At 59.1% G+C, this 25,378-nt stretch carries 24 protein-coding genes; 10 read left to right on the top strand and 14 right to left on the bottom strand.

Annotation, left to right across the window (positions count from 1 at the left end; genetic code table 11):
- The first annotated feature begins 130 nt into the window (after window positions 1–130).
- The gene (locus ACR0MO_RS13075; protein WP_480891644.1) at window positions 131–496 is read left to right on the top strand and encodes an eCIS core domain-containing protein; all 366 of its coding nucleotides are present in this window, start codon (window positions 131–133) and stop codon (window positions 494–496) included.
- 88 nt (window positions 497–584) lie between these two features.
- Here the strand turns inward: ACR0MO_RS13075 and fdhF are convergent, their stop codons facing one another.
- From fdhF to ychF, 4 genes are all read right to left on the bottom strand, one after another.
- Window positions 585–3,368 carry a formate dehydrogenase subunit alpha gene (fdhF, locus tag ACR0MO_RS13070; RefSeq protein WP_480781452.1) on the bottom strand — a complete coding sequence of 928 codons (2,784 nt, stop codon included), beginning with the start codon at window positions 3,366–3,368 and terminating at the stop codon, window positions 585–587.
- Between the two features lie 14 nt (window positions 3,369–3,382).
- Window positions 3,383–5,086, bottom strand: coding sequence for an NAD(P)H-dependent oxidoreductase subunit E (locus tag ACR0MO_RS13065; RefSeq protein ID WP_480891642.1), 1,704 nt, complete (start codon window positions 5,084–5,086; stop codon window positions 3,383–3,385).
- A gap of 84 nt (window positions 5,087–5,170) precedes the next feature.
- Window positions 5,171–6,052 (bottom strand): LysR family transcriptional regulator, encoded by an 882-nt coding sequence (locus tag ACR0MO_RS13060; RefSeq protein ID WP_170454387.1) that lies wholly within the window; start codon window positions 6,050–6,052, stop codon window positions 5,171–5,173.
- 784 nt (window positions 6,053–6,836) lie between these two features.
- A complete protein-coding gene (gene ychF, locus ACR0MO_RS13055) occupies window positions 6,837–7,934 on the bottom strand; it encodes a redox-regulated ATPase YchF (RefSeq protein ID WP_170454390.1) in 1,098 nt (365 codons plus the stop codon).
- Between the two features lie 202 nt (window positions 7,935–8,136).
- Here ychF and ACR0MO_RS13050 point away from each other — a divergent pair, with 202 nt between their 5' ends.
- The 7 genes from ACR0MO_RS13050 to ACR0MO_RS13020 all read left to right on the top strand — a co-directional run bounded on the left by ACR0MO_RS13050 (window position 8,137) and on the right by ACR0MO_RS13020 (window position 14,162).
- Window positions 8,137–8,625 (top strand): acyloxyacyl hydrolase, encoded by a 489-nt coding sequence (locus tag ACR0MO_RS13050; RefSeq protein WP_170454392.1) that lies wholly within the window; start codon window positions 8,137–8,139, stop codon window positions 8,623–8,625.
- A gap of 79 nt (window positions 8,626–8,704) precedes the next feature.
- Window positions 8,705–9,496, top strand: coding sequence for a tryptophan synthase subunit alpha (trpA, locus tag ACR0MO_RS13045; RefSeq protein WP_480891638.1), 792 nt, complete (start codon window positions 8,705–8,707; stop codon window positions 9,494–9,496).
- A gap of 163 nt (window positions 9,497–9,659) precedes the next feature.
- Complete coding sequence (locus ACR0MO_RS13040) at window positions 9,660–10,826, top strand: alpha-hydroxy acid oxidase (RefSeq protein WP_480781449.1); 1,167 nt, start codon at window positions 9,660–9,662, stop codon at window positions 10,824–10,826.
- Window positions 10,827–11,070: 244 nt separating this feature from the next.
- The gene (locus ACR0MO_RS13035; protein WP_170454398.1) at window positions 11,071–11,724 is read left to right on the top strand and encodes a 50S ribosomal protein L25/general stress protein Ctc; all 654 of its coding nucleotides are present in this window, start codon (window positions 11,071–11,073) and stop codon (window positions 11,722–11,724) included.
- 124 nt (window positions 11,725–11,848) lie between these two features.
- Window positions 11,849–12,529, top strand: coding sequence for an aminoacyl-tRNA hydrolase (gene pth / locus ACR0MO_RS13030; RefSeq protein ID WP_170454400.1), 681 nt, complete (start codon window positions 11,849–11,851; stop codon window positions 12,527–12,529).
- Window positions 12,530–12,611: 82 nt separating this feature from the next.
- Complete coding sequence (locus tag ACR0MO_RS13025; protein ID WP_170454402.1) at window positions 12,612–13,775, top strand: serine hydrolase domain-containing protein; 1,164 nt, start codon at window positions 12,612–12,614, stop codon at window positions 13,773–13,775.
- Window positions 13,776–13,784: 9 nt separating this feature from the next.
- Window positions 13,785–14,162, top strand: coding sequence for a DUF2237 domain-containing protein (locus tag ACR0MO_RS13020; protein WP_170623822.1), 378 nt, complete (start codon window positions 13,785–13,787; stop codon window positions 14,160–14,162).
- A gap of 224 nt (window positions 14,163–14,386) precedes the next feature.
- Here ACR0MO_RS13020 and trpB read toward each other — a convergent pair whose 3' ends face one another.
- From trpB to rpsA, 6 genes are all read right to left on the bottom strand, one after another.
- Window positions 14,387–15,634 (bottom strand): tryptophan synthase subunit beta, encoded by a 1,248-nt coding sequence (gene trpB, locus ACR0MO_RS13015; protein WP_170454406.1) that lies wholly within the window; start codon window positions 15,632–15,634, stop codon window positions 14,387–14,389.
- A 69-nt stretch (window positions 15,635–15,703) separates the two neighbouring features.
- The gene (locus ACR0MO_RS13010) at window positions 15,704–15,961 is read right to left on the bottom strand and encodes a hypothetical protein (protein WP_480891635.1); all 258 of its coding nucleotides are present in this window, start codon (window positions 15,959–15,961) and stop codon (window positions 15,704–15,706) included.
- A 124-nt stretch (window positions 15,962–16,085) separates the two neighbouring features.
- Entirely contained in the window at window positions 16,086–16,727 is a 642-nt protein-coding gene (locus ACR0MO_RS13005) for a phosphoribosylanthranilate isomerase (protein WP_480891632.1), read from the bottom strand.
- A 10-nt stretch (window positions 16,728–16,737) separates the two neighbouring features.
- A complete protein-coding gene (locus ACR0MO_RS13000) occupies window positions 16,738–17,088 on the bottom strand; it encodes a LapA family protein (RefSeq protein ID WP_170454588.1) in 351 nt (116 codons plus the stop codon).
- 7 nt (window positions 17,089–17,095) lie between these two features.
- The gene (gene ihfB / locus ACR0MO_RS12995) at window positions 17,096–17,380 is read right to left on the bottom strand and encodes an integration host factor subunit beta (protein WP_050603110.1); all 285 of its coding nucleotides are present in this window, start codon (window positions 17,378–17,380) and stop codon (window positions 17,096–17,098) included.
- A gap of 271 nt (window positions 17,381–17,651) precedes the next feature.
- Window positions 17,652–19,328: a 30S ribosomal protein S1 gene (gene rpsA / locus ACR0MO_RS12990; protein WP_170454410.1), complete on the bottom strand. Its 1,677-nt coding sequence runs from the start codon at window positions 19,326–19,328 to the stop codon at window positions 17,652–17,654.
- Window positions 19,329–19,681: 353 nt separating this feature from the next.
- On the opposite strand from rpsA, the gene ACR0MO_RS12985 reads away from it, so the two are divergent.
- On the top strand, window positions 19,682–20,089 hold the full coding sequence (locus ACR0MO_RS12985; RefSeq protein ID WP_480891630.1) for a hypothetical protein: 408 nt from the start codon (window positions 19,682–19,684) through the stop codon (window positions 20,087–20,089).
- Window positions 20,090–20,129: 40 nt separating this feature from the next.
- Here ACR0MO_RS12985 and ACR0MO_RS12980 read toward each other — a convergent pair whose 3' ends face one another.
- Both ACR0MO_RS12980 and ACR0MO_RS12975 read right to left on the bottom strand, forming a co-directional pair.
- Window positions 20,130–21,815 carry a tryptophan halogenase family protein gene (locus ACR0MO_RS12980; RefSeq protein WP_480891627.1) on the bottom strand — a complete coding sequence of 562 codons (1,686 nt, stop codon included), beginning with the start codon at window positions 21,813–21,815 and terminating at the stop codon, window positions 20,130–20,132.
- Window positions 21,816–22,028: 213 nt separating this feature from the next.
- A complete protein-coding gene (locus tag ACR0MO_RS12975; protein WP_170454415.1) occupies window positions 22,029–22,544 on the bottom strand; it encodes a hypothetical protein in 516 nt (171 codons plus the stop codon).
- Window positions 22,545–22,764: 220 nt separating this feature from the next.
- Between ACR0MO_RS12975 and ACR0MO_RS12970 the strand changes: the two genes are divergently transcribed.
- Complete coding sequence (locus tag ACR0MO_RS12970; RefSeq protein ID WP_480891624.1) at window positions 22,765–23,244, top strand: YHS domain-containing (seleno)protein; 480 nt, start codon at window positions 22,765–22,767, stop codon at window positions 23,242–23,244.
- Between the two features lie 22 nt (window positions 23,245–23,266).
- Here the strand turns inward: ACR0MO_RS12970 and ACR0MO_RS12965 are convergent, their stop codons facing one another.
- On the bottom strand, window positions 23,267–23,890 hold the full coding sequence (locus ACR0MO_RS12965; protein ID WP_480781446.1) for a (d)CMP kinase: 624 nt from the start codon (window positions 23,888–23,890) through the stop codon (window positions 23,267–23,269).
- Between the two features lie 8 nt (window positions 23,891–23,898).
- Window positions 23,899–25,251 (bottom strand): 3-phosphoshikimate 1-carboxyvinyltransferase, encoded by a 1,353-nt coding sequence (gene aroA, locus ACR0MO_RS12960; protein WP_480891621.1) that lies wholly within the window; start codon window positions 25,249–25,251, stop codon window positions 23,899–23,901.
- Window positions 25,252–25,378 lie beyond the last annotated feature (127 nt).

Here is a 25,378-nt window from a genome sequence, read left to right as displayed (position 1 = left end):
ACCTACGTGGGGTAAATTTCAATCCTTTCTCCAAAAGTAAAAAATCTGATTTCTATATGTGAAACGTGTCACTGAACCCAGAACCGGGTCGGCGCAAAAAAGGCTTCGAAATCAATACGGAGAGCCATTTATGAAAGCGGAAGAAGCCGAGAAAATCGTCGGGGCATTGAAAAACAAAAAGGCGAAAGTAAAGGCGATCGGAACCGAAGTGTCCGGGACCAAGGCAACCAAGCTGGAAAAGAAACTGCGCGACGGGTTGGAAGGCGCGTTGGGTGCCGACCTGTCCAAGGTCCGCGTTCACATCGGCGGGAACGCCGCCGATATCTGCAAAGAGCTAAAGGCAAAGGCCTTCACCAACGGAAACGACATTTACTTTGGCAAGGGTACGGATTCAAAGAACAACAAGTTGATTGCCCATGAAATCACTCATGTCGTGCAGCAGGCAAAAGGCAAGATGCCAAAACCCCAGAAAGGCAAGGTTCTGGTCTCGGGCTAATTCTTTCCGGTCGTGGGGAACAAAAACAGTGCAAACAAGGTCGGCTCTTGCTTGGGCCGACCTTGGTCGTTTCAGATGGCTTTCCTGCCTATTCCGCCGCGATAGCGTCTTCGATCTTTTCGACGCGAATGGCCGAGAACTTGAACTCGGGGATTTTACCGTAAGGGTCGATGGCCGAGTTGGTCAGGATATTCGCCGCCGCCTCGACATAGGCAAACGGGATGAACACCATATCTTCGGCAATCGCCCGGTCGGCCCGCACCATGATCTCAATCGAACCACGGCGCGTGGTCAGGCGGATCGTTTCGCCCGGCTCGATCCCCATCAGCTTTAGCTGACGCGGGTTCATCGAACAGTTCGCTTCCGGTTCCACGGCGTCCAGAACGGTGGCACGGCGGGTCATCGACCCCGTATGCCAATGCTCCAACTGACGGCCCGTGGTGGCGATCATCGGGTATTCGTCATCCGGCGCTTCATCCGGCGGGATGACACTGGCCGGGGTGAACCGCGCCCTGCCATCGGCACGGGGGAAGCCATCGCCGAACACAATCGCCTGCCCCGGATCGGTCTCTGACAGCGACGGGTAGGTGATGGTTTCGGTCTCAAGCCGCTCCCACGTGATGTTGTCCAGCGAGGCCATGGTAAGCTTCATCTCGGCAAAGACCTGAGACACATCGGTGTAATCCCAGTTCAACCCAATCCGCTGCGCCAGTTCTACCGTGATCTTCCAATCCTCGCGCGCTTCGCCCGGAGGGGTCACGGCGGGCCGCACCCGCTGCACCTGACGGTTGGTGTTCGACACCGTGCCGTTCTTTTCATACAGCGCCGAGGCGGGCAGGATGATATCGGCATAGTTCGCCGTTTCGGTCAGGAAAATGTCCTGCACGATCATCAGATCCAGCTTGGCCAGCGCATCGCGCGCGTGGTTCACATCCGGGTCGGACATGGCCGGGTTTTCGCCCATGATGTACATACCCTTGATGTTGCCCGCATAGGCTTGATCAATGATCTCGGTAACGGTCAGGCCCTTCTCGTTCGAAAAGTCATCCGAGTTCCAGACGTTGTTGAACTTGGCGCGAACGCCGTCATCCATCACCGACTGATAATCCGGTAGGAACATCGGGATCAGGCCAGCGTCCGAGGCCCCCTGCACGTTGTTCTGCCCCCGCAGCGGATGCAGACCCGCGCCGGGTTTGCCGACATTGCCGGTCATCAACGCAAGACTGATCAGGCAGCGCGAGTTATCGGTGCCGTGAATGTGCTGGCTGACGCCCATACCCCAGAAGATCAGACCAGCTTTGGCCTGCGCAAAGGTGCGCGCCACGCGGCGCAACTGATCCGGTTCGATGCCGCAGATCGGGGCCATCGCCTCGGGCGTGAACTGGCGCAGATGTTCTTTCTCGGCCTCCCAGTTCTCGGTCCAGCGGTGGATGTACTGGCTGTCGTAGAGCTCCTCTTCGACGATCACGTTCATGATCGCGTTCAGCATCGAGACATCCGCCCCCGGACGGAATTGCAGCATCTCATCCGCAAACTTGCGCATGCCGACACCGCGTGGGTCCATCACGATCAGCTTGCCGCCGCGCTTGGTGAACTGCTTGAAATAGGTCGCGGCAACGGGGTGGTTTTCAATCGGGTTCGCCCCGATGATGATCGCCACATCCGCGTTTTCGATCTCGTTGAAGGTCGCGGTCACAGCGCCGGAACCCACGTTCTCGATCAGAGCCGCAACGGACGACGCGTGGCACAGACGGGTGCAGTGGTCGACGTTGTTGTGCTTGAAGCCCTGACGGATGAACTTCTGGAACAGATACGCCTCTTCATTGGTGCATTTAGCCGAACCAAAGCCCGCAACGCTGCGCGGGTCTTCGTTACGCAGGGCTTTCAGCTTCGAGGCCGCCAGATCCATCGCCTCTTCCCAGGTCGCTTCGCGGAAATGGGTGCCCAGATTGCCGGGATCGACGTTCAGCCCCTTTTCAGGCGCATCCTCGCGCCGGATCAGCGGTTTGGTCAGGCGGTGCGGGTGGTGGATATAGTCGAACCCAAACCGGCCTTTGACGCACAGACGGCCTTCGTTCGCGGGGCCGTTGATCCCTTCGACATATTTGACCTTACCGTCCTTGACCTTCAGCGAGACCTTGCAGCCAACGCCGCAGAACGGGCAGACGCTTTCGGTCTCGGAATCGTAATCCTTGCTGTCGCCCTTTTGCTGATCGTCCAGCACGGTGGCAGGCATCAGGGCGCCGGTCGGGCAGGCCTGAACGCATTCGCCACAGGCCACACAGGTCGAATCCCCCATCGGATCGTTCTGGTCGAACACCACCTGCGCCGTATGCCCGCGACCGGCCATGCCAATCACGTCATTCACCTGCACTTCCCGGCAGGCACGGACGCAGAGGTTGCAGTTGATGCAGGCGTCCAGATTGACGCGCATTGCAACGTGGCTGTCGTCCAGCAGCGGGATTTTCTCGGCCTCTTTTGCCGGGAAACGGCTGTCTGAAACATCGTTCAGCTTGGCCATATCCCAGAAATGGCTTGAGGTGTCATGCGCCTCTTCGGGCTGGTCGGCGACCAGCAGTTCCATGACCATGGCGCGCGATTTCTCGGCGCGGTCGCTGTCGGTTTTCACGACCATGCCGTCCACCGCCGGACGGATGCACGAGGCGACCAACGTGCGCTCGCCTTCGACCTCGACCATACAGGCGCGGCAGTTGCCGTCGGGGCGATAGCCCGGCTGCGGCTTGTGGCACAGGTGCGGAATGGTGAACCCCTGCCCCTTGGCGGCTTCCCAGATGGTCCAGCCTTCGGGCACGGTGACGTCTTCGCCGTTCAGGTTGAAGGTGACGGTCTTGTTTGGGCTTGCATCAAGCATGGCTCTGTCTCCCCTCAGATTTCATCAGCGAAATGTTTCATGACAAGGCGGATCGGGTTCGGGGCCGCCTGCCCCAGACCGCAGATCGAGGCGTCGCCCATGACCTGACACAGATCCTCCAGCAGGTCCTGATCCCACTTGTCCGCCTGCATCAGCTTCACTGCCTTTTCACAGCCCGCCCGGCAGGGCGTGCACTGGCCGCAGCTTTCATCTTCGAAGAAGCGCAGCATGTTCAGCGCCGCATCGCGGGCGGTGTCCTGATCGGACAGGACCACCACGGCGGCCGACCCGATAAAGGTGCCATGCGGTTGCAGCGTGTCGAAATCCAGCGGGATATCATCCATCGATGCGGGCAACAGGCCCGAGGACGGCCCACCCGGCTGATACGCCTTGAAGGTCTGCCCTTCGGCCATGCCACCGGCAGCCTCGATCACGTCCAGAATGGTCGAGCCCGCAGGCAGCAGGTAGACCCCCGGCCGCGCCACCCGGCCCGAGACCGAATAGCTGCGGAGGCCCTTACGACCATTCTTTTCTGTGCTGTTGAGGCATTCCGGACCTTCGCGGCAGACTTTGGTGACCCAATACAGCGTCTCAACGTTGTGCACCAAGGTCGGACGGTTAAAGACCCCAACCTGCGCCACAAACGGAGGACGATGACGCGGCAAGCCCTTCTTGCCCTCAATCGACTCAATCATCGCGGATTCTTCACCGCAGATATAGGCACCGGCACCGCGGCGCAGATCGATATAGCCTTTCTCGACAATCCCCGCGTCTTCCAACGCGGCGATCTCGGTCGCGAGAATTTCTAGCACCGCCGGGTATTCGTCGCGCATGTAGATAAAGCAGGTCTCGGCCTCGACCGCCCACGCGGCGATCAGCATCCCTTCGAGGAAGACATGCGGCGTGCGTTCCAGATAGTAACGGTCTTTAAAGGTGCCCGGTTCGCCTTCATCGCCATTGACGGCCAGATAACGCGGGCCTTCGTTCATCCGAACGAAACCCCATTTCTTGCCGGACGGGAAGCCAGCGCCGCCCAGACCGCGCAGGCCCGAGGCCAGAACGTCCTCTTGCACCTTCTCCCAATCGCCGCTGTCGCGCAGCTCTGCCAGCTTGGCGTAGCCGCCGTTTTCGGCGTAGGCGGCAAAGGTTTCGTAGTCGGGCAGATGCGCATGCGTATCACCTGCCGCAATCGCCGCCTGCACCTTTTCTGGGGTCGCGTGGTCGATATGGTTGTGACCGATCTCCAAAACCGGAGCCGTGTCGCAGCGGCCCATGCAGGGCGCGCGCACCACGCGGATCTGCGACGCGTCCAGCCCATCCTCCAGCGCCTTCTGCAACTGCTGGGCACCGGCCATTTCGCAGGACAGAGAATCGCAGACCCGGATGGTCAGCGCGGGCGGCGGCGTCTCGCCCTCTTTCACCACATCGAAATGGGCGTAGAAGGTGGCGGTTTCGTAAATCTCGGCCTGACCGATCCGCATCTCGACCGCCAGCGCGGCGATATGGTCGGCGCTGATGTGGCCATGCGCATCCTGAATCAGATGCAGGAACTCGATCAGCAGGTCACGGCGGCGCGGGCGGTCGCCCAGCAGGCGTGTGATTTCCGCCTGCGCCTCATCCGTGAACTGACGGCCTTTGGGCGTGTGCCGCCCCTTGCCTTTACCTGACTTCCAGACGCCCTTGGGTGCGCCTGATGGCTTGGTGTCTAATGGTGCCATGATGCCCTCCGATTAAGGCCCGTGTCTCATCAGACCAGCATATCGTCAAATCGCTTGTCGCAATCGCACGATAACGACAGCTTATCACCGCAAAGACGTCACCACAGCGCGCAGGGCCTCGACCGTGGGCAGCTCCGGGTCGCGGGTCAGGGTCGCCAGACATATTGGTTTGCTGACAATCGGATCGACCAGAGGCAGCACCCGCGTCCCCCTCAGATCGCCCAGCGCCCGCACCAGAACGCGGGGGACAACGGTGGCCGCCAACCCCTCACGCGCCATGACCATCGAGGCGGTGAAGCCGCTGGTCTCGGCCACCACATCCGGGTGCAGGCCCTGTTCGGCGAAAATCCGATCAAGGATGCGCCGGTTCTGCATCTGCGGTTCCAGCAGGCTGAGCGGGAATTCGGCCACACGCGCCCACGGAATAGGGCCGGTTTCATCCGTCATATGGGTCGGAACCAGCAGCACATAGGTCTCTTCATACAAGGGTTGCACCTGCCGCAGATCGGTGCCGATGCTGTCGCCATAGGTGATGCCCGCATCCAGACTACCCTCGTCCAGCCGGTGCTGGATCGCGGTCGCGGACATGGTCTCGATCCGGGTTACAATTCGGGGATGAGCGTCCCGCAACCGCTTGACCAGACGCCCGGTAAAGGCAATCGCGGTCGGAATCACGCCGAGGATCAGCGTCCCGGTGATCTCACCCTTGGCCGCCAGCACCTGCTGTTCCAATGCCTTGGTGTCGTCCAGAATGCGCCGCGCCCGCTGGACAATCATCTCGCCCTCTTCGGTCAATCCCTGAAACCGGTTGGCACGGCGGACGATGGACACACCCAACCGATCTTCGAGGTTGCGAATGCGCATCGAAAAGGCGGGCTGCGAAATCCCGCATTCCTCGGCCGCTTTGGCAAAATGGCGATGCCGTGCAAGGGCGCTGAGGAGTTGGAGGTCGCGGATTTCGATCATTTGGAGATGTCTCTGATACAAGGCCACCGGGTTTTACACGATACCGAAGTGGGGCGCACGCCTTTGTGCACGAACAAGAACTCAATAACCACATTCTGCTTGTCCTTAGCATATTCAAAAAGGGAGAGCGCGCGGTCGACAGGATCCAGCCTGCACTTACCGCTTTAATAAAATATAGTGGTTTCATAAGGTAAGGTGGAATGAATGACAGAGCTGAATACGTTTGTGATTACAGTGAGAGTCCTAATACACAATGCTTGATTTTGATCCCGGCCAACTAACCTTGGCCGCGCGCCGAAAAATAATTAAGCGTGCACGGCGAAATGTCAGTTCAGAAGTCGTCCTGATTTTGACTGCCGGTTTCGCATTGCTGTTGATAACGTCGTTTTGGTTTGGAAACCTGACGTTTCTGCCGCTAGCAGGAATACTGAACATGCGACCAACGGTAGTTTGGATTTGCTTGTCCGCATTCCTCTCAGGCGCTGCCGGCTTGGTTCACGGACTGATCGGAGTAAAGGTTGTTTCGCGTGCGCGGGAACAGGAGTTCTTGATTCATCAATTCGACGAACTAAGAAGCCGCTCTTAAAAAAGATCAGTCGATCACCAAGCAGGCAACCGGCAAAAATCTAATTAGTAGAACGATCCCCGCCCGGCCTTACGCGGCCAGCGACGGATCATTTTGTCACCAAGCTCGGCCGACGCGACGCCTATGCGTTGCAAGCCTTGCTCTACTGGTGACTTAACCAAAATAAGGCACGTCGCAGGCGACCTAACCAGTTCCGGTTCAGGTATTAAACAAAAAGTGCATCACATCGCCGTCCTTGACGATGTAGCCCTTGCCCTCGGCCCGCATCTTGCCTGCCTCTTTCGCGCCCTGCTCGCCATTCGCAGCGATGTAGTCGTCATAGGCGATGGTCTCGGCCCGAATGAAACCCTTTTCGAAATCCCCGTGGATTACACCAGCGGCCTGCGGCGCGGCGGTGCCGGTGCGGATGGTCCAGGCGCGGGCCTCTTTCGGGCCGACGGTGAAATAGGTCTCAAGCTTGAGCAGGTCGTAACCGGCCCGGATCAGGCGGTCGAGGCCGGGTTCTTCCAGGCCCATCTCCTCAAGGAACATCTGCGCTTCGTCCTCTTCCAGCAGGCTGATCTCTTCTTCGATCTTGGCGCTGATTATGACGTGAGAATTGCCCTGCGCGGCGGCCATTTCGGCCACGCGGGCCGAATACTCATTGCCCTCGGCGGCTTCTTCCTCGGACACGTTGCAGACATAGAGCACGGGCTTGGTGGTCAGCAGCTGCAGCATTTTCCACGCTTTGGCGTCCTCGTCGGAGACTTCGACCAGACGCGCGGGTTTGCCGTTTTCCAGCATGGCCTGCGCCTCGGCCAGCAGACGCTCCTGCTGCTGCGCTTCTTTGTCGTTACCTTTCAGCTTGCGCACCAGATTGGCACGGCGCTTTTCGATGCTTTCCAGATCGGCCAGCATAAGCTCGGTCTCGATGGTATCGGCATCGGCTACCGGATCAACGCGGCCATCCACATGGGTCACATCGCCATCTTCGAAACAACGCAGCACATGGGCAATGGCATCGGTCTCGCGAATATTGGCCAGAAACTGGTTGCCCAGCCCCTCGCCCTTCGAGGCCCCTTTGACCAGACCGGCAATGTCCACGAACGTCATCCGGGTCGGGATGATCTGCTTCGATGAGGCAATCGCCGCCAGCTTGTCCAGCCGGTCGTCAGGAACCGCCACATCCCCCACATTGGGTTCAATGGTGCAGAACGGGAAATTCGCCGCCTGCGCGGCCGCGGTCTTGGTCAGCGCGTTGAAGAGGGTCGACTTGCCCACATTCGGCAGACCCACGATTCCCATTTTAAAGCCCATTGCGGCCTCCTGAAAGCGATGTGACGGCGTCTTCTATGCACCTGCGGTGGAATGCGCAAGCAGTAGCGTGACGCGAAACGGACCGAGCCCAAATGGCCACATCACGAAACTGTTCCTAAATCGTGTTCTTGCGCGAATTGAAATTTACATCTTACGATAACCACTTAGCGCGTAACGATGTAACAGCCTTAGAAATACGGTTATGAAGAAGTTCCTTTTCGCCTCTGCTTTGGCGCTTGCCCTTCCTGCAGCAGCCCAGGCTCAATCCTTGATTTTTGGTGCCGGATACGCGGATTTTTCCGATGATGCTGCCGATGATCAGGCCCTTGTTTCGCTGGAATACCAGCATCAACCCTTTCACCAGGCGACCCGGTTCAGCGCCGGTTGGGGTGCGGCCCTGTCAGTTGACGCCGATGGCGGCGCCCATCTCGGCGCCGGTCTGATTGGGGTATACAGCCTCAACGACCGTTGGTTTGTCGAAGGCAGCGTGATGCCGGGATACTACAATGAAGGCAGCGATGAGAATGATCTGGGCGGCAGTTTCCAGATCCGCAGCCTTCTGGGCCTCGGCTATACGCTGAATGGCGGCGATAAGATCTCGGTTGCGATCACCCACAAGTCGAACGCCAGCACGCAGGACCCGAACCCGGGCGTGAACACCCTGCTCTTGCGGTATCATCTGGGCTTCTGATCCGTTCTGGTCCGGGCGGGATTGATTTTCGGTGAAACTTTCTGCACATCAGGTCCAAACCTGATTGCAAGGACATCCGATGACCCGTATCGACGCCAAGTTTGCCGCCCTGAAAGCTGAAGGCAAGAAAGCATTTGTTGCCTATGTCATGGCGGGCGACCCCGATTATGACACCTCGCTGGAGGTGGTCAAAGGATTGCCGGGCGCAGGCGTGGACGTGATCGAGCTGGGTTTACCCTTCACCGACCCGATGGCGGACGGCCCCATCATTCAGGCCGCAGGCCAACGCGCGCTGGACGGTGGCATGACATTGCAGCGGACGCTGGATCTGGCGCGCGCTTTCCGTGAAAGCGACGACACCACGCCGATTGTGCTGATGGGCTACTACAACCCGATCTACAGCCGGGGCGTGGACGCGTTTCTGGCGGATGCCAAGGCCGCGGGAATCGATGGCCTGATCGTTGTTGACCTGCCGCCGGAAGAAGATGAAGAGCTTTGCCTGCCCGCTCAGGCGGCGGGCCTGAATTTCATTCGCCTGGCCACGCCAACAACCGACGACAAACGCCTGCCGCGCGTGCTGCAGAATACCTCGGGCTTTGTCTACTATGTCTCGATCACGGGCATCACCGGCGCGGCAGAGGCCGAAGCCACCAATGTCGGACCCGAGGTCGCACGGATCAAATCCGCGACCGATTTGCCCGTCATCGTAGGCTTTGGCATCAATACGCCTGAAAAATCGCGCGCGATTGCAACTGTTGCAGACGGCGCGGTCGTCGGTTCGGCCATTGTCAGCCAGATCGGCGCAGGCAAGCCGGTTGCCGAGGTGCTGGATTTTGTCAAATCCCTGTCCGACGGGGCCCATTCCGTCTGAATAAACGCATCCTAAACTACTTGAGCAAAGCCGCAGCCGGGTCACCCCGCTGCGGCTTTTGTTTTACCGGGGAGTGAACACGGAAAAGGCAATCACGAAAGGCGTAGTGAGGATCTTCAAAACTTGGTAAGAATTTCTAACCAAAACCTCAAAGGTCTGCTACATGCCCGTGATTACCAATATCGATGACCTCAAACGCATCTATGAACGCCGCGTGCCGCGCATGTTCTACGACTATGCGGAAAGCGGCAGCTGGACCGAGCAGACCTTTCATGAAAACAGCTCGGATTTCGAACAGATCCGGCTGCGCCAGCGGGTCGCGGTGGACATGGCGGGGCGTTCGACAGCGTCGCAAATGATCGGACAGGATGTATCGATGCCTGTTGCGCTTGCGCCTGTCGGACTGACCGGAATGCAACATGCGGATGGGGAAATGAAAGCCGCCAAGGCCGCCGAGGAATTCGGCGTGCCGTTCACCTTGTCCACCATGTCCATCAACTCGATCGAGGATGTGGCCGAGCACACAACCAAACCGTTCTGGTTTCAGCTGTATACGATTAAGGATACAGACTACGTCAGCCGACTGATCCAGCGCGCGAAAGATGCAAATTGTTCCGCTCTGGTCATAACGCTGGATCTGCAAATCCTGGGCCAGCGGCACAAGGATCTGAAAAACGGCCTGTCCGCCCCGCCCAAGCTGACCCTGAAAACCATCGCGAACCTGATGACCAAATGGTCTTGGGGCATCGAAATGCTGCGCGCCAAACGGCGAGAGTTCGGGAATATCGTTGGCCATGTCGAGGGCATTTCAGATGCGTCCTCGCTGGGCGCATGGACCGCGGAACAGTTCGATCCAAGCCTGGACTGGACGAAGGTCGAAAAGCTGATGGAGCAATGGGGCGGTAAGGTGATCCTGAAGGGTATTTTGGACGCCGACGACGCAAAAATGGCGGCCAAACTGGGGGCAGACGCTATTATTGTGTCAAACCACGGCGGTCGCCAACTGGACGGCGCGCTCAGTTCGATCCGGGTGTTACCGGAAATCATGGATGCGGTTGGCGGAGATACCGAAGTGCATCTGGACAGCGGCATCCGGTCGGGGCAGGACGTTCTGAAAGCTTTGGCGCTTGGTGCGAGAGGCACCTATATCGGCCGCGCCTTCGTCTATGGCCTGGGTGCGATGGGACAAGCCGGTGTGACCACCGCCCTTGAGGTGATCCAAAAAGAGCTCGACACCACTATGGCGCTTTGCGGGGAACGCAAAGTGACCGATCTGGGCCGTCACAACTTGTTGGTCCCCGAAGATTTTGGTGGGCGTTGGCAAAGCTGATGGGCGTGCGCAGGGGGCTCTGCCCCCGCCGCCCTTCGGGCGGCTCCCCCGAGATATTTGTAGCCAGATGAAGCATGGATCCTTTATTCATCTGGCTATAAATATCCCGGAGCGCGAGGCAGAGCCTCGCAAAAAGGAAAACCGCCAAAAACCCCTTTCCAAACCCAATGAATCAAGCTAAGGACGCGGCTTCACGCGGGCATACAGCCTTGGAGGATGCCCGCCCTAACATTGGAGAATTATCATGGCTGGAGAGATTCCTGATCTCGTAGCTCTGGAACGGACGGGGACAGGCAAGGGCGCCGCTCGTCAGGCACGCCGCGACGGCATGGTTCCGGGCATTGTTTTTGGTGGCGATAAAGAGCCGCTGCCGATTCAGATCCCGTTCAACGTTCTGTTCAAGCGCCTGAAAGCGGGTCGGTTCAAGTCGACACTGTGGAACCTGAAGGTCGAAGGCCACGAAGACGTTCGCGTCATCTGCCGCGACGTTCAGCGTGACGTTGTCAAAGACCTGCCGACCCACCTGGACCTGATGCGCCTGCGCCGGACCACCAAGATCGCGCTGTACATCCCCGTTGAGTTCATCAACGAAGAAGCAGCACCCGGCATCAAGAAGGGCGGCGTTCTGACTGTCGTCCGCCCGGAAGTCGAACTGATGTGCACCGCCGGTGACATTCCTGAGAAGATCACCGTTGATCTGACCGGCCTGAACATCAACGACGTTGTCACCATCTCGTCGGTTGATCTGCCTGCTGGCACCAAGCCGACCATCGACCGTGACTTCGTGATCGCCAACATCTCGGCGCCGACCGGTCTGTCGACCAGCGACGATGAAGAAGGCGAAGAAGTGGCCGCGGACGAAGTAGAAGTCGTCGGCCAGGAAGCTGCAGAAGAATAAATCCGGACCCAACGATTTGGATTTTGAAACGGGGCTCATTTCGGGCCCCGTTTTCTTTTGGTCGGGCTGGAATCGGGTGGTATTCCGTGCCATCAACCCCCTGCACTGCACGAAGGACGAGACGATGAAACTGTTTGTCGGATTGGGGAACCCGGGTTCAAAATACGCCCGCAACCGGCACAATATCGGCTTCATGGCCGTGGACCGGATTGCCGAGGATCACGGGTTTAGCCCCTGGAAGTCCAAATTTCAGGCCGAGATCGCCGAAGGGCGTCTTGGCGGCGAAAAAGTGCTGCTGATCAAGCCCCAGACCTTCATGAACCGTTCGGGTCAATCCGTGGGCGAGGCGATGCGGTTCTACAAGCTGGACTCGACCGACGTGACGGTGTTTCACGACGAATTGGATCTGGCCCCCGGCAAGGTGCGCGTCAAGGCGGGCGGCGGGCATGCCGGGCATAACGGTCTGCGTTCGATCCACGAACATATCAGCCCGGCCTACGACCGGGTTCGGCTGGGCATCGGGCATCCGGGGCGCAAGGAAATGGTGTCGCCCTATGTGCTAGGCGATTTTGCCAAAGCCGATGGCGATTGGCTTGAGGATGTGCTGCGCGGTGTCTCGGATGGTGCTGGGCACCTGGCCGATGGCGATGGCGGCAAGTTCATGAATGCGGTCGCCCTGCGCACCGCTCCACCGCGATCATCCAAACCCCCTGCAAAACCGGCTGCGCCTGCCATCAAAGCCGAACCAGAGCCCCAGCCGGACGACCGTTCGGCGATGCAAAAACTGCTGGATAAGTTCAAGTAGAATCCGCGTGCAGTGCCGCCACGTCCCAATTGCGAATTGAACGAACCGCGTTCTACAACAATCCGCAAATTGGAGGAGATCTATGAGAAAATTGTTGAAGTGGGTGCTGCGCATCCTGCTCATTCTGGTGCTGGCAGCGGCGGTTGTCGGATTCTGGAAGCGCGAAGAGATCAAGCGCCTGATGGCCGTGAACTCTCTGTTTTCGGAGGAGAAAATTGTCTACAATTTCTCTCATATGGATGAGGCATTCCTGACGGCGAACCTGCCGCGCGGTGACGGGCCGGTGTCCGAACTTCCTTATGGCGCTGGTATCGAGCTGCCTGACGGAACCGACCAATGGCTTGAGGAACGGTCGCTGACATCCTTGCTGGTGATCAAGGACGGGCAGATTCTGTTCGAAGACTATTATCAGGGCACCACGCCCGAGGATCGGCGAATCTCCTGGTCGGTCGCCAAAAGCTATCTTGCCACCTTGTTCGGTATCGTGATGGCCGAGGGGGCTATCGACTCGCTGGATGATCCGGTGGTGAAATACGCGCCAAGCCTGAAGGGCACAGCTTATGACGGCGCGACGATCCGCAATGTGTTGAACATGGCCAGCGGCGTCACCTTCGACGAAGACTATCTGGACTACGACTCGGACATTAACCGGATGGGCCGCGTTATTGCTTTGGGCGGTGAGTTGGACGATTTCGCGGCCTCGTTGCAGGACACGTTCGTAACCCCGGGCGAGGATTGGCAATATGTATCGATCGACACCCATGTCATCGGCATGGTGATCCGTGGTGCGACCGGGCGCAGCGTGACAGACCTGTTGACGGAAAAGGTCATACAGCCGCTGGGTCTGGAACAGGATGGCTTCTACATCACCGATGGTGACGGGGTTGCGTTTGTGTTGGGCGGTCTGAACTTCACCACCCGAGACTTCGCCCGGTTCGGTCAGATGATCCTGCAAGAGGGCGAATACAACGGAAAGCAGATCGTTTCGGCTGAATGGATCGCCGAAGCCGTTGCGCCCAGCGCCCCGACAGCGCCCGATGAATACGGCTACGGCTATCAATGGTGGATCCCGCCCGGCGCGCATGAAGGTGAATTTATGGCCCGTGGTGTCTATGGACAGCACATCTATATCGACCGGGCGCGCGGTGTTCTGATCGTCTCGACGGCTGCGGATCGTAAGTTCCGTGAACCGGGCATGAACGATGTGAATTTGGGAATGTTTCGCAAGATTGCCGAAAGCCTGTAAGGTAGGTCCATGCAAAAGCAGGACAGCATCAATGTGTTGGGGGGCGTTCTCGCCCCCTGCTCGCGCGATCCCCTGACCGGGTTCTTCCGCGATGGGGCCTGCAACACCTGTCCCGAGGATCAGGGCAGCCATACGGTCTGCGCCGTGATGACCGCCGAGTTTCTGGCCTATTCGAAATATGTCGGAAACGATTTAAGCACCCCACGTCCCGAATTCGATTTTCCCGGCCTCAAACCCGGCGATAGCTGGTGCCTGTGCGCGGGTCGGTTCCTGCAAGCCCATGACGAGGGCTGCGCCCCGCAGGTGCATCTTGAGGCCACGCATCATCGGGCGCTGGAGATTGTGCCGCTGGACATATTGCGTCAACACTCCACCAAGACCGACTGACGCCACCTGAAATTCGGCATCAAAGACCACAGCCCGCCACGACCCGATAAGCCAACGCACCCCGAGAACTTACGAGGGAGCACCTGAGCTTTATCGCAATGAACCGTTTTTAGGTCCGTTTGGCACCGCGTAATTCGAAGGGCTAGAGACCGCTCAGCACGAAGGACAAAGAAAAACCGGCCCCCACATGTGGGCCGGTTCTATCCGTTCGAAGGTTTCAGCGCTTAGTCCGCCGTGCGGCCTTCGGTGTCTGACATGTCGAAGTTCAGGTACTTCGCAACGGTCTGCACATCCTTGTCCCCGCGACCGCACATGTTCATGCAGATCAGGTGATCTTTGGGCAGATCGGGCGCGATTTTCATCACATGGGCCAGCGCATGGCTGGGCTCAAGCGCCGGAATGATACCTTCGGTGGCGCAGCACAGCTGGAACGCCTCCAGCGCTTCTTTGTCGGTGATTGCGACATAGTTTGCGCGACCAATATCATTCAGCCACGAGTGTTCGGGCCCGATACCCGGGTAATCCAGCCCGGCAGAGATCGAATAACCTTCGAGGATCTGGCCATCGTCATCCTGCAACAGATAGGTGCGGTTGCCGTGCAGCACACCGGGGCGACCACCGGTCAAAGAGGCGCAGTGTTCCATCTTCTCGTTCACGCCCTTACCGCCGGCCTCGACGCCGATGATATTGACCTCTTTGTCGTCGAGGAACGGATAGAACAGGCCCATCGCGTTCGAACCACCGCCAATGGCGGCGATGATCGTGTCAGGCAGACGGCCCTCGGCCTTCATCATCTGCTCTTTGGCTTCCTTGCCGATGATCGACTGGAAGTCACGGACCATTGCCGGATAGGGGTGAGGGCCAGCGACGGTGCCGATGCAGTAGAACGTGTCGCGCACATTGGTTACCCAATCCCGCAACGCGTCGTTCATCGCGTCTTTCAGCGTTCCTCTGCCGCTTGTCACCGGGATCACCTCGGCCCCCAGCAGACGCATGCGGAACACGTTCGGGGCCTGACGCTGTACGTCATGGGCACCCATGTAGACGATGCATTTCAGGCCGAACTTGGCGCAGACGGTGGCGGTGGCAACGCCGTGCTGCCCTGCCCCGGTTTCGGCGATGATCCGGGTCTTGCCCATACGGCGTGCCAGAATGATCTGGCCCAGCACGTTGTTGATCTTGTGTGCGCCGGTGTGGTTCAGCTCGTCACGTTTCAGGTAGATCTTCGCGCCGCCCAGATGCTCGGTCAGGCGTTCGGCGTAATACAGCGGCGAGGGGCGGCCCACATAATTGGCCCACAGATCATCCATCTCGGCCCAGAAGGTCGGATCATCCTTGGCCTTGTTGTATTCCTCTTCCAGCGACAGGATCAGGGGCATCAGCGTTTCACTGACGAACCGTCCGCCGAAGATACCGAAACGCCCCTGTTCATCGGGGCCGGACATGAAAGAGTTGAAAAGATCGTTGGCCATGGGTGTCTCCACTCGTCGTACCCGTTGTTCATAGGAGGTGGCGGCGGGATTTGCCATGGGCAAAACGCATCATGACGCGCGATCTGTGTACTGCTGCCAAACGTCCACGGCCTGCTGGGGCGTCGGTACGCCAATGCAAGGAAAGTGATAAAACCGGTTCACATTTGCCAGCCGGTCAGCCGCCAGCATCACGCGGCGATGCGGGCCGGATTGCGCGAAGGTCAGCATCGCCTCGATATCCTGCCAGACGCTGAGCGAGAAATAGAGGCCCGCCTGATGGAACACGTCCGCATGGACGCATAGCGGGTCGCCCTTGGCCTGATGCAACGCCTGTCGCGTGCGTCAGAAGAACTCGGGCGCGTTGTACCAATGTTTCAGCGAAATACCGCCAATGGCTGCCAGCATGTTCCATCTCCCCTTGCAGGAGATACGAAACAAGGCGCGGATCAGATCACCCCAGCGCGGCTGCGAAGGCTTTGATCAGGGCCGCGTCCTTTTCGCCCGGGGCCGATTCAACGCCGGATGAAACATCGACCTGCTGCGCACCGGTCATGCGAACAGCCTCTGCCACGTTTTCAGGCGTCAGGCCGCCGGCCAGCATCCAGGGACGCCGCCAGTATTTGCGACCGGCCAGCAAGCGCCAATCAAAGGCCAACCCGTTGCCGCCGGGAAGCTCTGCATTGCGGGGCGGTTTGGCATCGATCAGCAGTTGGTCGGCCACATCCGAATACAGGTCAATCGCGGCCAGATCCTCGGCCTCGGCCACGCCAATGGCTTTCATCACAGGCAGGCCGTAGCGGGTACGCACCTGCGCCACGCGGTCGGGGCTTTCCTTGCCATGCAGTTGCAGCATGTCCAGCGGGACGGTCGAAGTAATGGCGTCCAATTCCTCATCCGTCGCGTTGACGACCAAGGCCACTTTTGCGACGCCTGCCGGAACCTGATGCGCCAATACGGCTGCGTCTGCTGCCGTCACATTACGGGGCGATTTGGAAAAAAACACAAACCCAACATAGCCCGCCCCGGCCTCGGCCGCAGCGCGCACATGTTCAGGGGCGGACAAGCCGCAGATCTTGAACCTTACATCGGACATTGGGTGCGCCTTAGCTGGCTTCGTCCAGAATGGCCAGAACTTCGTCTTTGCCTTCGTTCTGCTTTTTCTTCAGCTTCTTGACTTCACGCTCAAGCTTGCGGACTTCGCCTTTTTTCACGGTCGCGTCCTTGCGATGCTTGTGCTCGCGCAGCCATTCCCACAGGAACCCGATGACCAGACCGGCCACAACGCCACCCAGCACCACCAGAAACAAGGGCAAAGTGGTGGTCAGATTGAACCCCAGCAATTCGGCCAGAGCGTCAGGCATCAGCTTGAGTTCAACCGATTGAACATTGGCCAGAGACACCGAAATCAGGATGATCCCCAGGGTCCCGAGAAAAGCATATCGAAGGTAGCGCATCATGGGGTCAGGCTTTACCGTTCAATCGGTCCCTTAGCAACTTACCCGTTTTGAAAAATGGTACACATTTTTCTTCGACCTGAACGGTCTCGCCGGTGCGGGGGTTTCGCCCGACACGGGCATCGCGCTTTTTCACAGAAAATGCACCAAATCCGCGCAGCTCGACCCGGTCGCCGCGGGCCATGGCATCTGTCACTTCCTCAAATACGGTGTTCACGATCCGCTCGACGTCACGCTGATAAAGATGTGGATTTTCGTCGGCAATCTTCTGAATCAATTCTGAACGGATCATTCGTACTACCCCTCCCAGGCGGCCGGTGTGACAGGTCTACTGTTCTGACAGTATAGGGAAAAAGCCGGATCAGGGGAAAGCAAACTATGGGCGAAGGCATGGGAATTTGGCTCGGACTCACGCGATTTTTTGCCAGTTTTCCCGTTTTCCACACTTAATGCGCGAGCGATACCCCGAATAAGCCGATGAATCGGAACATATTGATTCGCAACAAAAACGGCCCCGCGCGGGTGCGCGAGGCCGTAATTCATGTTTGGGACTGCGCCCGGGCTTAGTCGCCCGATTTCAGCGCTGCACCCAGGATATCGCCCAGCGATGCGCCCGAGTCGGAAGAGCCGTACTGTTCCACGGCCTCTTTCTCTTCGGCGATCTCGCGTGCCTTGATCGACAGGCCCAGACGGCGGGTCTTGCTGTCGACGTTGGTGACGCGGACGTCGACCTTGTCACCGACCGAGAAACGCTCGGGGCGCTGTTCGGCGCGGTCACGGCTCAGGTCCGAACGACGGATGAAGGACTTCATGCCTTCGTACTCGACCTCGATGCCGCCATCTTCGATAGCAGTCACTTCGACAGTGATGACCGAGCCACGCTTCACGCCGCCCACGGCTTCGGCGAACTTGTCACCGCCCAGGGCTTTGATCGACAGCGAGATACGCTCTTTCTCGACGTCCACTTCCGAGACAACCGCCTGAACGACGTCGCCCTTGCGGTAGTTCTGGATCGCATCCTCGCCACGCTCGTCCCAGGACAGGTCGGACAGGTGAACCATGCCGTCGATGTCGCCTTCGAGGCCAATGAACAGACCGAATTCGGTGATGTTCTTGACTTCGCCTTCGACCTCGGTGCCCTCGGGGTGGGTTTCTGCAAACACTTCCCACGGGTTGCGCATGGTCTGCTTCAGGCCCAGAGACACGCGACGCTTGGCGCCGTCGATTTCCAGAACCATAACGTCGACTTCCTGGCTGGTCGAAACGATCTTGCCGGGGTGGACGTTTTTCTTGGTCCAGGACATTTCGGACACGTGCACCAGACCTTCGACACCGGCTTCCAGCTCGACGAACGCGCCGTAGTCGGTGATGTTGGTGACGCGACCCTGATGGACCGAGCCCAGCGGGTACTTGGCAGCAACCAGATCCCACGGATCTTCCTGCAGCTGCTTCATGCCCAGGCTGATGCGGTGGGTTTCTTTGTTGATCTTGATGACCTGAACCTTGATGGTTTCGCCGATCGTCAGGATCTCGGACGGGTGGTTGACACGACGCCATGCCATGTCGGTGACGTGCAGCAGGCCGTCAACGCCGCCCAGGTCAACAAATGCACCGTATTCGGTGATGTTCTTGACGACACCCTCGACGGTCTGACCTTCGGACAGGTTGCCGATGACTTCGGCACGCTGTTCGGCACGCGATTCTTCCAGGATTGCGCGGCGCGACACAACGATGTTGCCACGGCGGCGGTCCATTTTCAGAATCTGGAACGGCTGCTTCAGACCCATCAGCGGGCCAGCGTCGCGCACGGGGCGGACGTCAACCTGCGAGCCGGGCAGGAACGCAACTGCGCCACCCAGATCGACGGTGAAGCCACCTTTGACGCGACCAAAGATTGCACCTTCGACGCGCTGGTCGTCGGCATATGCTTTTTCCAGACGGTCCCATGCCTCTTCACGGCGAGCCATCTCGCGCGAGATGACGGCTTCGCCACGGGCGTTTTCTGCGGCGCGCAGGTAAACTTCGACCTCGTCACCTACAGCGATTTCAGGGGCTTCGCCGGGATTTGCGAATTCTTTCAGATCAACGCGGCCTTCCATTTTGTAGCCGACGTCGATGATGGCTTGGCCGGCTTCGATCGCCAGAACCTTGCCTTTGACAACAGAACCCTCTTCGGGTGTGTCCATTTCGAAGCTTTCATTCAGGAGGGCTTCGAATTCCTCCATGGATGCGTTAGCCATGTGGCGTTGTTTTCCTTTACATACGTTTTTGCTGGCCGAGCGGTTGTCTCCGCCGGTCTTGTTTGATGGTGCCTTCAGGCGTGATCCGGGGCGCATCCGATTACACAAACACAAAGGGCCGAGGTGACCCGGCCCTGCTCAGATACGTCATCCGGACGTTGACCGCCCGTGTTAAGACGGGTGCTCTATAGCGGGTTGGGTCCGGTCCCGCAAGTCGAAAGCCATCTGCGCCCGAAGACATGCCCGAACTTGCCGGTTTCACAATTACTTGATGCCGCGCGTGTCCGGTTGCACCCGCAGACGGGACACGGCACCTGACGGTCAATCACAACAAGACACGGAGCCGTCGCCCCATGGGAGAGTTCAACCTTATCGTTTCACAGCAGCCACAGTGGATTCAGATCTGGATGAAAATCCTGACCCTCGGGGCCTTTATCCTGCCCTTTGCGCTGCTGATCTGGCGACAATCGCGCCTTGTCGCGGTTGTCACGGTCGTCGGCACCGTGCTGGCGGCGCTGGGGGTCAAGTTCATCTTTACGCAGATGGGCTATGTGCGGCTGATGGGGCTGGGCCATATCCCGTTCTGGACACCGCTGGCCATTTACCTGTGGTTCCAACAGGCCCGCGCCGATATGCCGACGCCACCCCGATGGATCATCCGCTTCGCCTTGCTGACAATCGTGATCTCGCTGGCTTTCGACTACGTCGATGTGATCCGCTATCTGCTGGGTGAGCGGACGCCGGTGCCTGTACCGGCGTAAACCGCCACCATCTTGGTTTTTCGCGCACCCGAAGGGCTTGTTAGAACAACTGCAAGTCCTTCTCGCCGCGTTGAATCTCGGCAAGGTTCGGCATGTTCTGCACCACCAGCGGCGCCGGAGCCGTACCGGGCATCGCCACCGTTGGTTTCGCCGCAACGGCCTTGTCAAAGGCAGGTCGCTTCAACTCACCCCGGATATCGCGCAGCAGAGTCTTGTGGTCTGGCATTGTCTTGAGGATCTGCGCAAGGTCCACTTTCGCGCCTTTCCACCACTGGAACCAGATCGGCTTTTTCAACGGACGAATACGATCCCGAATGCCGGTGCCATATCCCGTGTCATAGACCTGTTTGCCCAAAAGCACCGTCTGATAGACGCGGAAATTGAACAGCGTTGCGAATTCGATATCGTGCTCCATCGGCAGGCGGTGCTGCCACAATTCCAGATTCTCGGCCAGTCGATCCGGGATTTTCATCTCGGTGCGCGCGTCGATCCAGTATTGGTCATCCGTGCGGTTGCCCAACCGGTAATGCAGACAGATGAAATCCAGAACCTCGTCATAGAGCTTATTCACCTGCCGATTGTATCTGTCGCGCAATTGCGGTTCGATGTCCCGCGTGGGCAGATGCTCGGCAAACCAGCGGACGGCGTGGTCGATCATGTGGATCGCGGTGCTTTCCAGCGGCTCGATGAAGCCGCCGGACAGGCCGATAGCGACGCAGTTCTTGACCCAGGCATTGCGCACGCGCCCGACGCGCATCGGGATGACGCGCGGCGTCAGACCTTTGCCGCTGTCGCCCAGCCATTCAAGGTATTCATCCGCCGCCTGATCATCGGTCCGATGCGCCGACGAATACACATATCCGGTGCCCACACGGTTATAGAGCGGCACCCGCCACGTCCAGCCCGCACCCAATGCAGTCGACCGCGTGACGCTTTCGATCTTTTCCGGATCGGGATGTTCGACCTGCAACGCCATGGCCCGGTCATTCGGCAGGTATTCGGAATAGTCCTTGAACGGCTCGCCAAGGGCCTGATTGATAATCAATCCGCGGAAGCCGGTGCAATCTATGACCATCTCGACGTCATGGCGGCCCTTGCGTTCCAGCATCAGGTGACTGACATTGCCCTGCTCGTCCAGTTCGACCGCTTGCACCTCATCCTGGATGTGTTCGACGCCGCGCTTGGTGCAGACCTTGGTCAGCATGCCTGCAAATTTCACGGCATCCAGATGATAGGCATAACCAAAACGCTGCTCGAATTCCGGCTGGCCCAAGGCCCGCCCGCCCTTGCACAGACGGGCCAGATCGTCGTGCGGTGAGATCGATTGCGTAAAGTCCCGATCCCCATTGCCAAAGCGCAGGAAGTACTCGGCGGCCTCCAACCCCTCAAGCAACTGCCCATGGGCAAAAGGGTTTACGTAGTCGATCCGATTGCCTTTGGCGTCTTTGTTCCAGTTGCAGAACTTCACACCCAGCTTGAATGAGGCATTGGTTTCACGGAAAAAGTCACGCTCGGAAATGCCCGCCTGACGCAATGTGACCGGCATGCGCGGCACTGTCGCCTCGCCCACCCCCACGGTCGAGATATTGGGGCTTTCGATCAGGCAGATGCGCGGGCGGTCTTTGGGGGCGGATGTGCGGGAAAGCACCATCTCGAGGATAAGCGCGGTCATCCATCCCGCCGTGCCGCCACCCACGATGGTGATTTTGCGCAAACGATTGTTCATGTATTTCTGTCCCTGTTGGCTTGGGGGATTTTATGGCTGCTTCCCCTTATTGTTTGGGGTTTTTGTAGCAGCTGTCCCTTTTTTGCTATGGGAGACTATAGCATCTTTCTTGTGTCCAGCTAGGGTCTATGACGCTATATTTTGTTGGGGGTTCCAACACTGCCCGGACCTGTGAACGCTGCAAGCGAAAGGCATCAAGTTCAACGTAAACCCCTAGATTTCCTCGCCCTTCTTCAGCAGATCCTCGATCAGCTGCCGCTGCAACTCATCGCTGTCGCCGCCACCGAATTGAATCGCGCCGCCGGTGTAGGATGTGCCATAGGTCGCGGCGATATTCACCGTCTGCGCCAGACCCGAGATCAGCTGGTCTTTCTGCAAGGATGCAAGCGGGTGGATGAAAGTCGCCCAAACGGTTCCGTTGGCAATCGCGTAACGGGCATCAAGGGCGGTGTCGAAATTGGCCTGCATCATGCGGTGAAGTTCCTCTTTCGACAGCTCATCGGCACTGCGAACCGCCACCATCGCACGCATCCGGTTGGTGCTGACATCGGTTACAACCAGAACCGGCACGTCCGAGATCGTAAGCTGAAACCCCGGCCCAATCGGTTGCGCCTCGGGGTCCAGGGCAAACAGGATCTTGCCCAGCCTTTCATAATCCATCGGAGGCTCAGCCTCTTGGGCGGCAAGACTTCCGGCCAGTAACATCAGCGCAAGGGCGAGGCGGATCATGATCAATCTCCTGCAAGTGTCCAGCCAACCATAGGCGCTGCCATAGCCCCTGACCAAACAAAGCTTAGTGAACAGGAATTTATGCAAGGCCCGCAGGTTTGAACGATCTGCAAGAAACGCGGGCCTTCCTGCGATAACGCGTTCAAAACCCCGCCTCTATGTCTGTTTCACAGGCCGACACCCGGTTCGGCCCGAAACAGAAAATGAAAAGGACTACACCATGAAGAAACTTGTTTTGGCCTCTCTGATCGCAACCCTGCCGCTGGCCGCCGCACCCGCTTTTGCGGCAGATGAAATCAATGTGTCCAACGGCATCTCCGCTGCCGGAGCGCCATTGGCCGCCCACGGAGTCGACCTTGTTGCGCTGGTCAATGACGGCAACCCGGTCGAAGGTTTTGCGACCCATTCCGCCACCTATGACGGGGCGTCCTACTACTTTACCACCGCCGCAAACCGCGAAGCGTTCGAGGCCAACCCAGCCGCTTACCTGCCGCAACATGGTGGCTTCTGCTCGTTTGGTGTTTCGGTCGGCAAGAAGTTCGACGGCGACCCGGATCAATATCTGATCGCAGATGGCAAGCTGTATCTGTTCCTGAACGCCGAAACCCGCGCCGCCTTCCTGAAAGATGTTGCTGGAACGGCAAAAACTGCTGACGATCAGTGGTCAAAGATTCAAAGCATCGCCGTGGGCGAATTGTAATCTGACCGATCTGCCCGCGTCGCTACCGTGTCGCGGGCAGTTTCTGTGTTATCACCGCAAGCGCCTCGGCCAGGGCTTCGTCGATGCTCAGGTCGGACGTATCCAGAAGAACGGCATCATCCGCCGCTTTCATCGGGGCTGTGCTGCGTTCGGCGTCGCGGGCATCGCGCTCGCGCACATCCTCAAGCACCTGTGCCCGCGTCACGTCGGCCCCTTTGGCGTGAAGTTCCAGAAACCGCCGTTCCGCCCGTACCTCGGGGCTGGCGGTGACGAACAGTTTCACCTCGGCCTGCGGGCAAATCACGGTACCAATGTCGCGCCCGTCTAGAACCGCCCCCCCTGCCCGCCGGGCAAAGGCACGCTGGAAATCAACCAATGCGGCTCGTACCTCGGGGATCACAGCCACTTTGGACGCGGCCTGAGCGATTTCTGCCGTGCGCAGATCACCCTGATCCAGTTCTTCTGCCGTCAGGGACTGCGCCGCTTCCACAGCTTCCACACCTTGCAGCGTACGGCGGCCAACCGCGCGGTACAGAAGCCCCGTATCCAGATGCGCAAACCCGAAATGCGCCGCGACGGCCTTTGATACTGTGCCCTTGCCCGCCGCAGCCGGACCATCAATCGCAACGGTGAAACTGCTTGTCATTGTCCGACTTACCGATTGTTTCTGACAAGCTGCGCCCCAAGGCGCGCCATCAAAGGCTCGAAGATCGGGAACGAGGTCGCAATCGGGCCCGCATCATCCACCGTCACAGGGCTTTTGGCGCCCATCCCAAGGATCATGAAGGACATTGCAATGCGGTGATCCAGAAAGCTTTCACAGGTGCCGCCGCCGGGGGTGTTGCCAATGCCCAGCCCCTCAACCGACCACCAGTCGTCGCCTTCGTTCACCGTGACGCCGTTGGCCCGCAAGCCGCGCGCCATCGCGTCGATCCGATCGCTTTCCTTGACGCGCAGCTCTTTCACGCCGCCCATCATGGTGGTGCCGGTGGCGTTGGCCGCAACGACGGACAACACCGGGTATTCGTCGATCATCGACGCCGCGCGCTCGGGCGGAACTTCAATCCCCTGCATATTCGGAGAGTATTTCGCGCGCAGATCGGCAACCGGCTCGCCGCCCTCTTCACGCTCATTCTCATAGGTCAGGTCCGCGCCCATTTCGCGCAGCGTGGTAAACAGGCCCGCGCGGGTCGGGTTCAGGCCGATGCCCGGAACCAGCACGTCCGAGCCGGGCGTGATCAGCGCCGCGCAGACCGGGAATGCCGCGCTGGAGGGATCACGCGGCACGGCAATGACCTGCGGTTTCAACTCGGGACGACCGCTCAGGGTGATGACCCGCCCCTCATCGGTGTCCTCAACCGTGATTTCGGCCCCGAAGCCCGCCAGCATCCGTTCGGAATGGTCGCGGGTGGCCTCTTGCTCGATCACCACGGTCTTGCCCGGCGCGTTCAGACCGGCCAGTAGAACAGCCGACTTCACCTGCGCCGAAGGCACGGGAACCTCATAGCGCACCGGCACAGGCTCTGCCGCGCCCACAATAGTCATCGGCAAACGCCCACCCGAGCGGCCCACCGATTGCGCCCCGAACAGCGCCAGAGGATCCGTAACCCGCGCCATCGGCCGTTTGTTCAGGCTGGCATCGCCGGTGAAGGTCGCCGTGATCGGACAGGTTGCCATCGCGCCCATGATCAGCCGCACGCCGGTGCCCGAGTTGCCGCAGTCGATCACCTGATCGGGTTCGGCAAAGCCGCCGACACCCACACCGTGAACGGTCCATTCGCCGCCGCCGTGATCTGTCACCTCGGCCCCGAAGGCGCGCATGGCCTTGGCGGTGTCCAGAACGTCCTCGCCCTCCAGAAGGCCCGAGATCTTTGTCTCACCGACCGCCATCGCGCCCAAAATCAAGGACCGGTGCGAGATCGACTTGTCGCCGGGGACTTCGGCAGTACCGGTCAGCGGACCGCAGGGATGCGAAGTCATCGGAATGGGCGTACCGTGTCCGGACATGGGGGCTCCTTTTGCGCTATCAGTGCCCAAGCCGCTTAGCGAATTGGGACCGGTTGGTCCAGCGTCAAAGGTCCGGCAAAACGCCGCTTTGGACCGGCGAACGGCTGATTCTGTGAGAAACGCCGCT

Source organism: Ruegeria sp. K5, assembly GCF_056531805.1.
Note: the sequence above shows the minus strand (reverse complement) of the source record. Positions and strands in the feature narration are given on the sequence as shown.

What these genes read in the sequence shown, in the direction of transcription:
- ACR0MO_RS13075 (WP_480891644.1), top strand. Translation starts at nt 131, where the DNA reads ATGAAAGCGGAAGAAGCCGAGAAAATCGTCGGGGCATTGAAAAACAAA.
- fdhF (WP_480781452.1), bottom strand. Translation starts at nt 3,368, where the DNA reads ATGCTTGATGCAAGCCCAAACAAGACCGTCACCTTCAACCTGAACGGC.
- ACR0MO_RS13065 (WP_480891642.1), bottom strand. Translation starts at nt 5,086, where the DNA reads ATGGCACCATTAGACACCAAGCCATCAGGCGCACCCAAGGGCGTCTGG.
- ACR0MO_RS13060 (WP_170454387.1), bottom strand. Translation starts at nt 6,052, where the DNA reads ATGATCGAAATCCGCGACCTCCAACTCCTCAGCGCCCTTGCACGGCAT.
- ychF (WP_170454390.1), bottom strand. Translation starts at nt 7,934, where the DNA reads ATGGGCTTTAAAATGGGAATCGTGGGTCTGCCGAATGTGGGCAAGTCG.
- ACR0MO_RS13050 (WP_170454392.1), top strand. Translation starts at nt 8,137, where the DNA reads ATGAAGAAGTTCCTTTTCGCCTCTGCTTTGGCGCTTGCCCTTCCTGCA.
- trpA (WP_480891638.1), top strand. Translation starts at nt 8,705, where the DNA reads ATGACCCGTATCGACGCCAAGTTTGCCGCCCTGAAAGCTGAAGGCAAG.
- ACR0MO_RS13040 (WP_480781449.1), top strand. Translation starts at nt 9,660, where the DNA reads ATGCCCGTGATTACCAATATCGATGACCTCAAACGCATCTATGAACGC.
- ACR0MO_RS13035 (WP_170454398.1), top strand. Translation starts at nt 11,071, where the DNA reads ATGGCTGGAGAGATTCCTGATCTCGTAGCTCTGGAACGGACGGGGACA.
- pth (WP_170454400.1), top strand. Translation starts at nt 11,849, where the DNA reads ATGAAACTGTTTGTCGGATTGGGGAACCCGGGTTCAAAATACGCCCGC.
- ACR0MO_RS13025 (WP_170454402.1), top strand. Translation starts at nt 12,612, where the DNA reads ATGAGAAAATTGTTGAAGTGGGTGCTGCGCATCCTGCTCATTCTGGTG.
- ACR0MO_RS13020 (WP_170623822.1), top strand. Translation starts at nt 13,785, where the DNA reads ATGCAAAAGCAGGACAGCATCAATGTGTTGGGGGGCGTTCTCGCCCCC.
- trpB (WP_170454406.1), bottom strand. Translation starts at nt 15,634, where the DNA reads ATGGCCAACGATCTTTTCAACTCTTTCATGTCCGGCCCCGATGAACAG.
- ACR0MO_RS13005 (WP_480891632.1), bottom strand. Translation starts at nt 16,727, where the DNA reads ATGTCCGATGTAAGGTTCAAGATCTGCGGCTTGTCCGCCCCTGAACAT.
- ACR0MO_RS13000 (WP_170454588.1), bottom strand. Translation starts at nt 17,088, where the DNA reads ATGCGCTACCTTCGATATGCTTTTCTCGGGACCCTGGGGATCATCCTG.
- ihfB (WP_050603110.1), bottom strand. Translation starts at nt 17,380, where the DNA reads ATGATCCGTTCAGAATTGATTCAGAAGATTGCCGACGAAAATCCACAT.
- rpsA (WP_170454410.1), bottom strand. Translation starts at nt 19,328, where the DNA reads ATGGCTAACGCATCCATGGAGGAATTCGAAGCCCTCCTGAATGAAAGC.
- ACR0MO_RS12985 (WP_480891630.1), top strand. Translation starts at nt 19,682, where the DNA reads ATGGGAGAGTTCAACCTTATCGTTTCACAGCAGCCACAGTGGATTCAG.
- ACR0MO_RS12980 (WP_480891627.1), bottom strand. Translation starts at nt 21,815, where the DNA reads ATGAACAATCGTTTGCGCAAAATCACCATCGTGGGTGGCGGCACGGCG.
- ACR0MO_RS12975 (WP_170454415.1), bottom strand. Translation starts at nt 22,544, where the DNA reads ATGATCCGCCTCGCCCTTGCGCTGATGTTACTGGCCGGAAGTCTTGCC.
- ACR0MO_RS12970 (WP_480891624.1), top strand. Translation starts at nt 22,765, where the DNA reads ATGAAGAAACTTGTTTTGGCCTCTCTGATCGCAACCCTGCCGCTGGCC.
- ACR0MO_RS12965 (WP_480781446.1), bottom strand. Translation starts at nt 23,890, where the DNA reads ATGACAAGCAGTTTCACCGTTGCGATTGATGGTCCGGCTGCGGCGGGC.
- aroA (WP_480891621.1), bottom strand. Translation starts at nt 25,251, where the DNA reads ATGTCCGGACACGGTACGCCCATTCCGATGACTTCGCATCCCTGCGGT.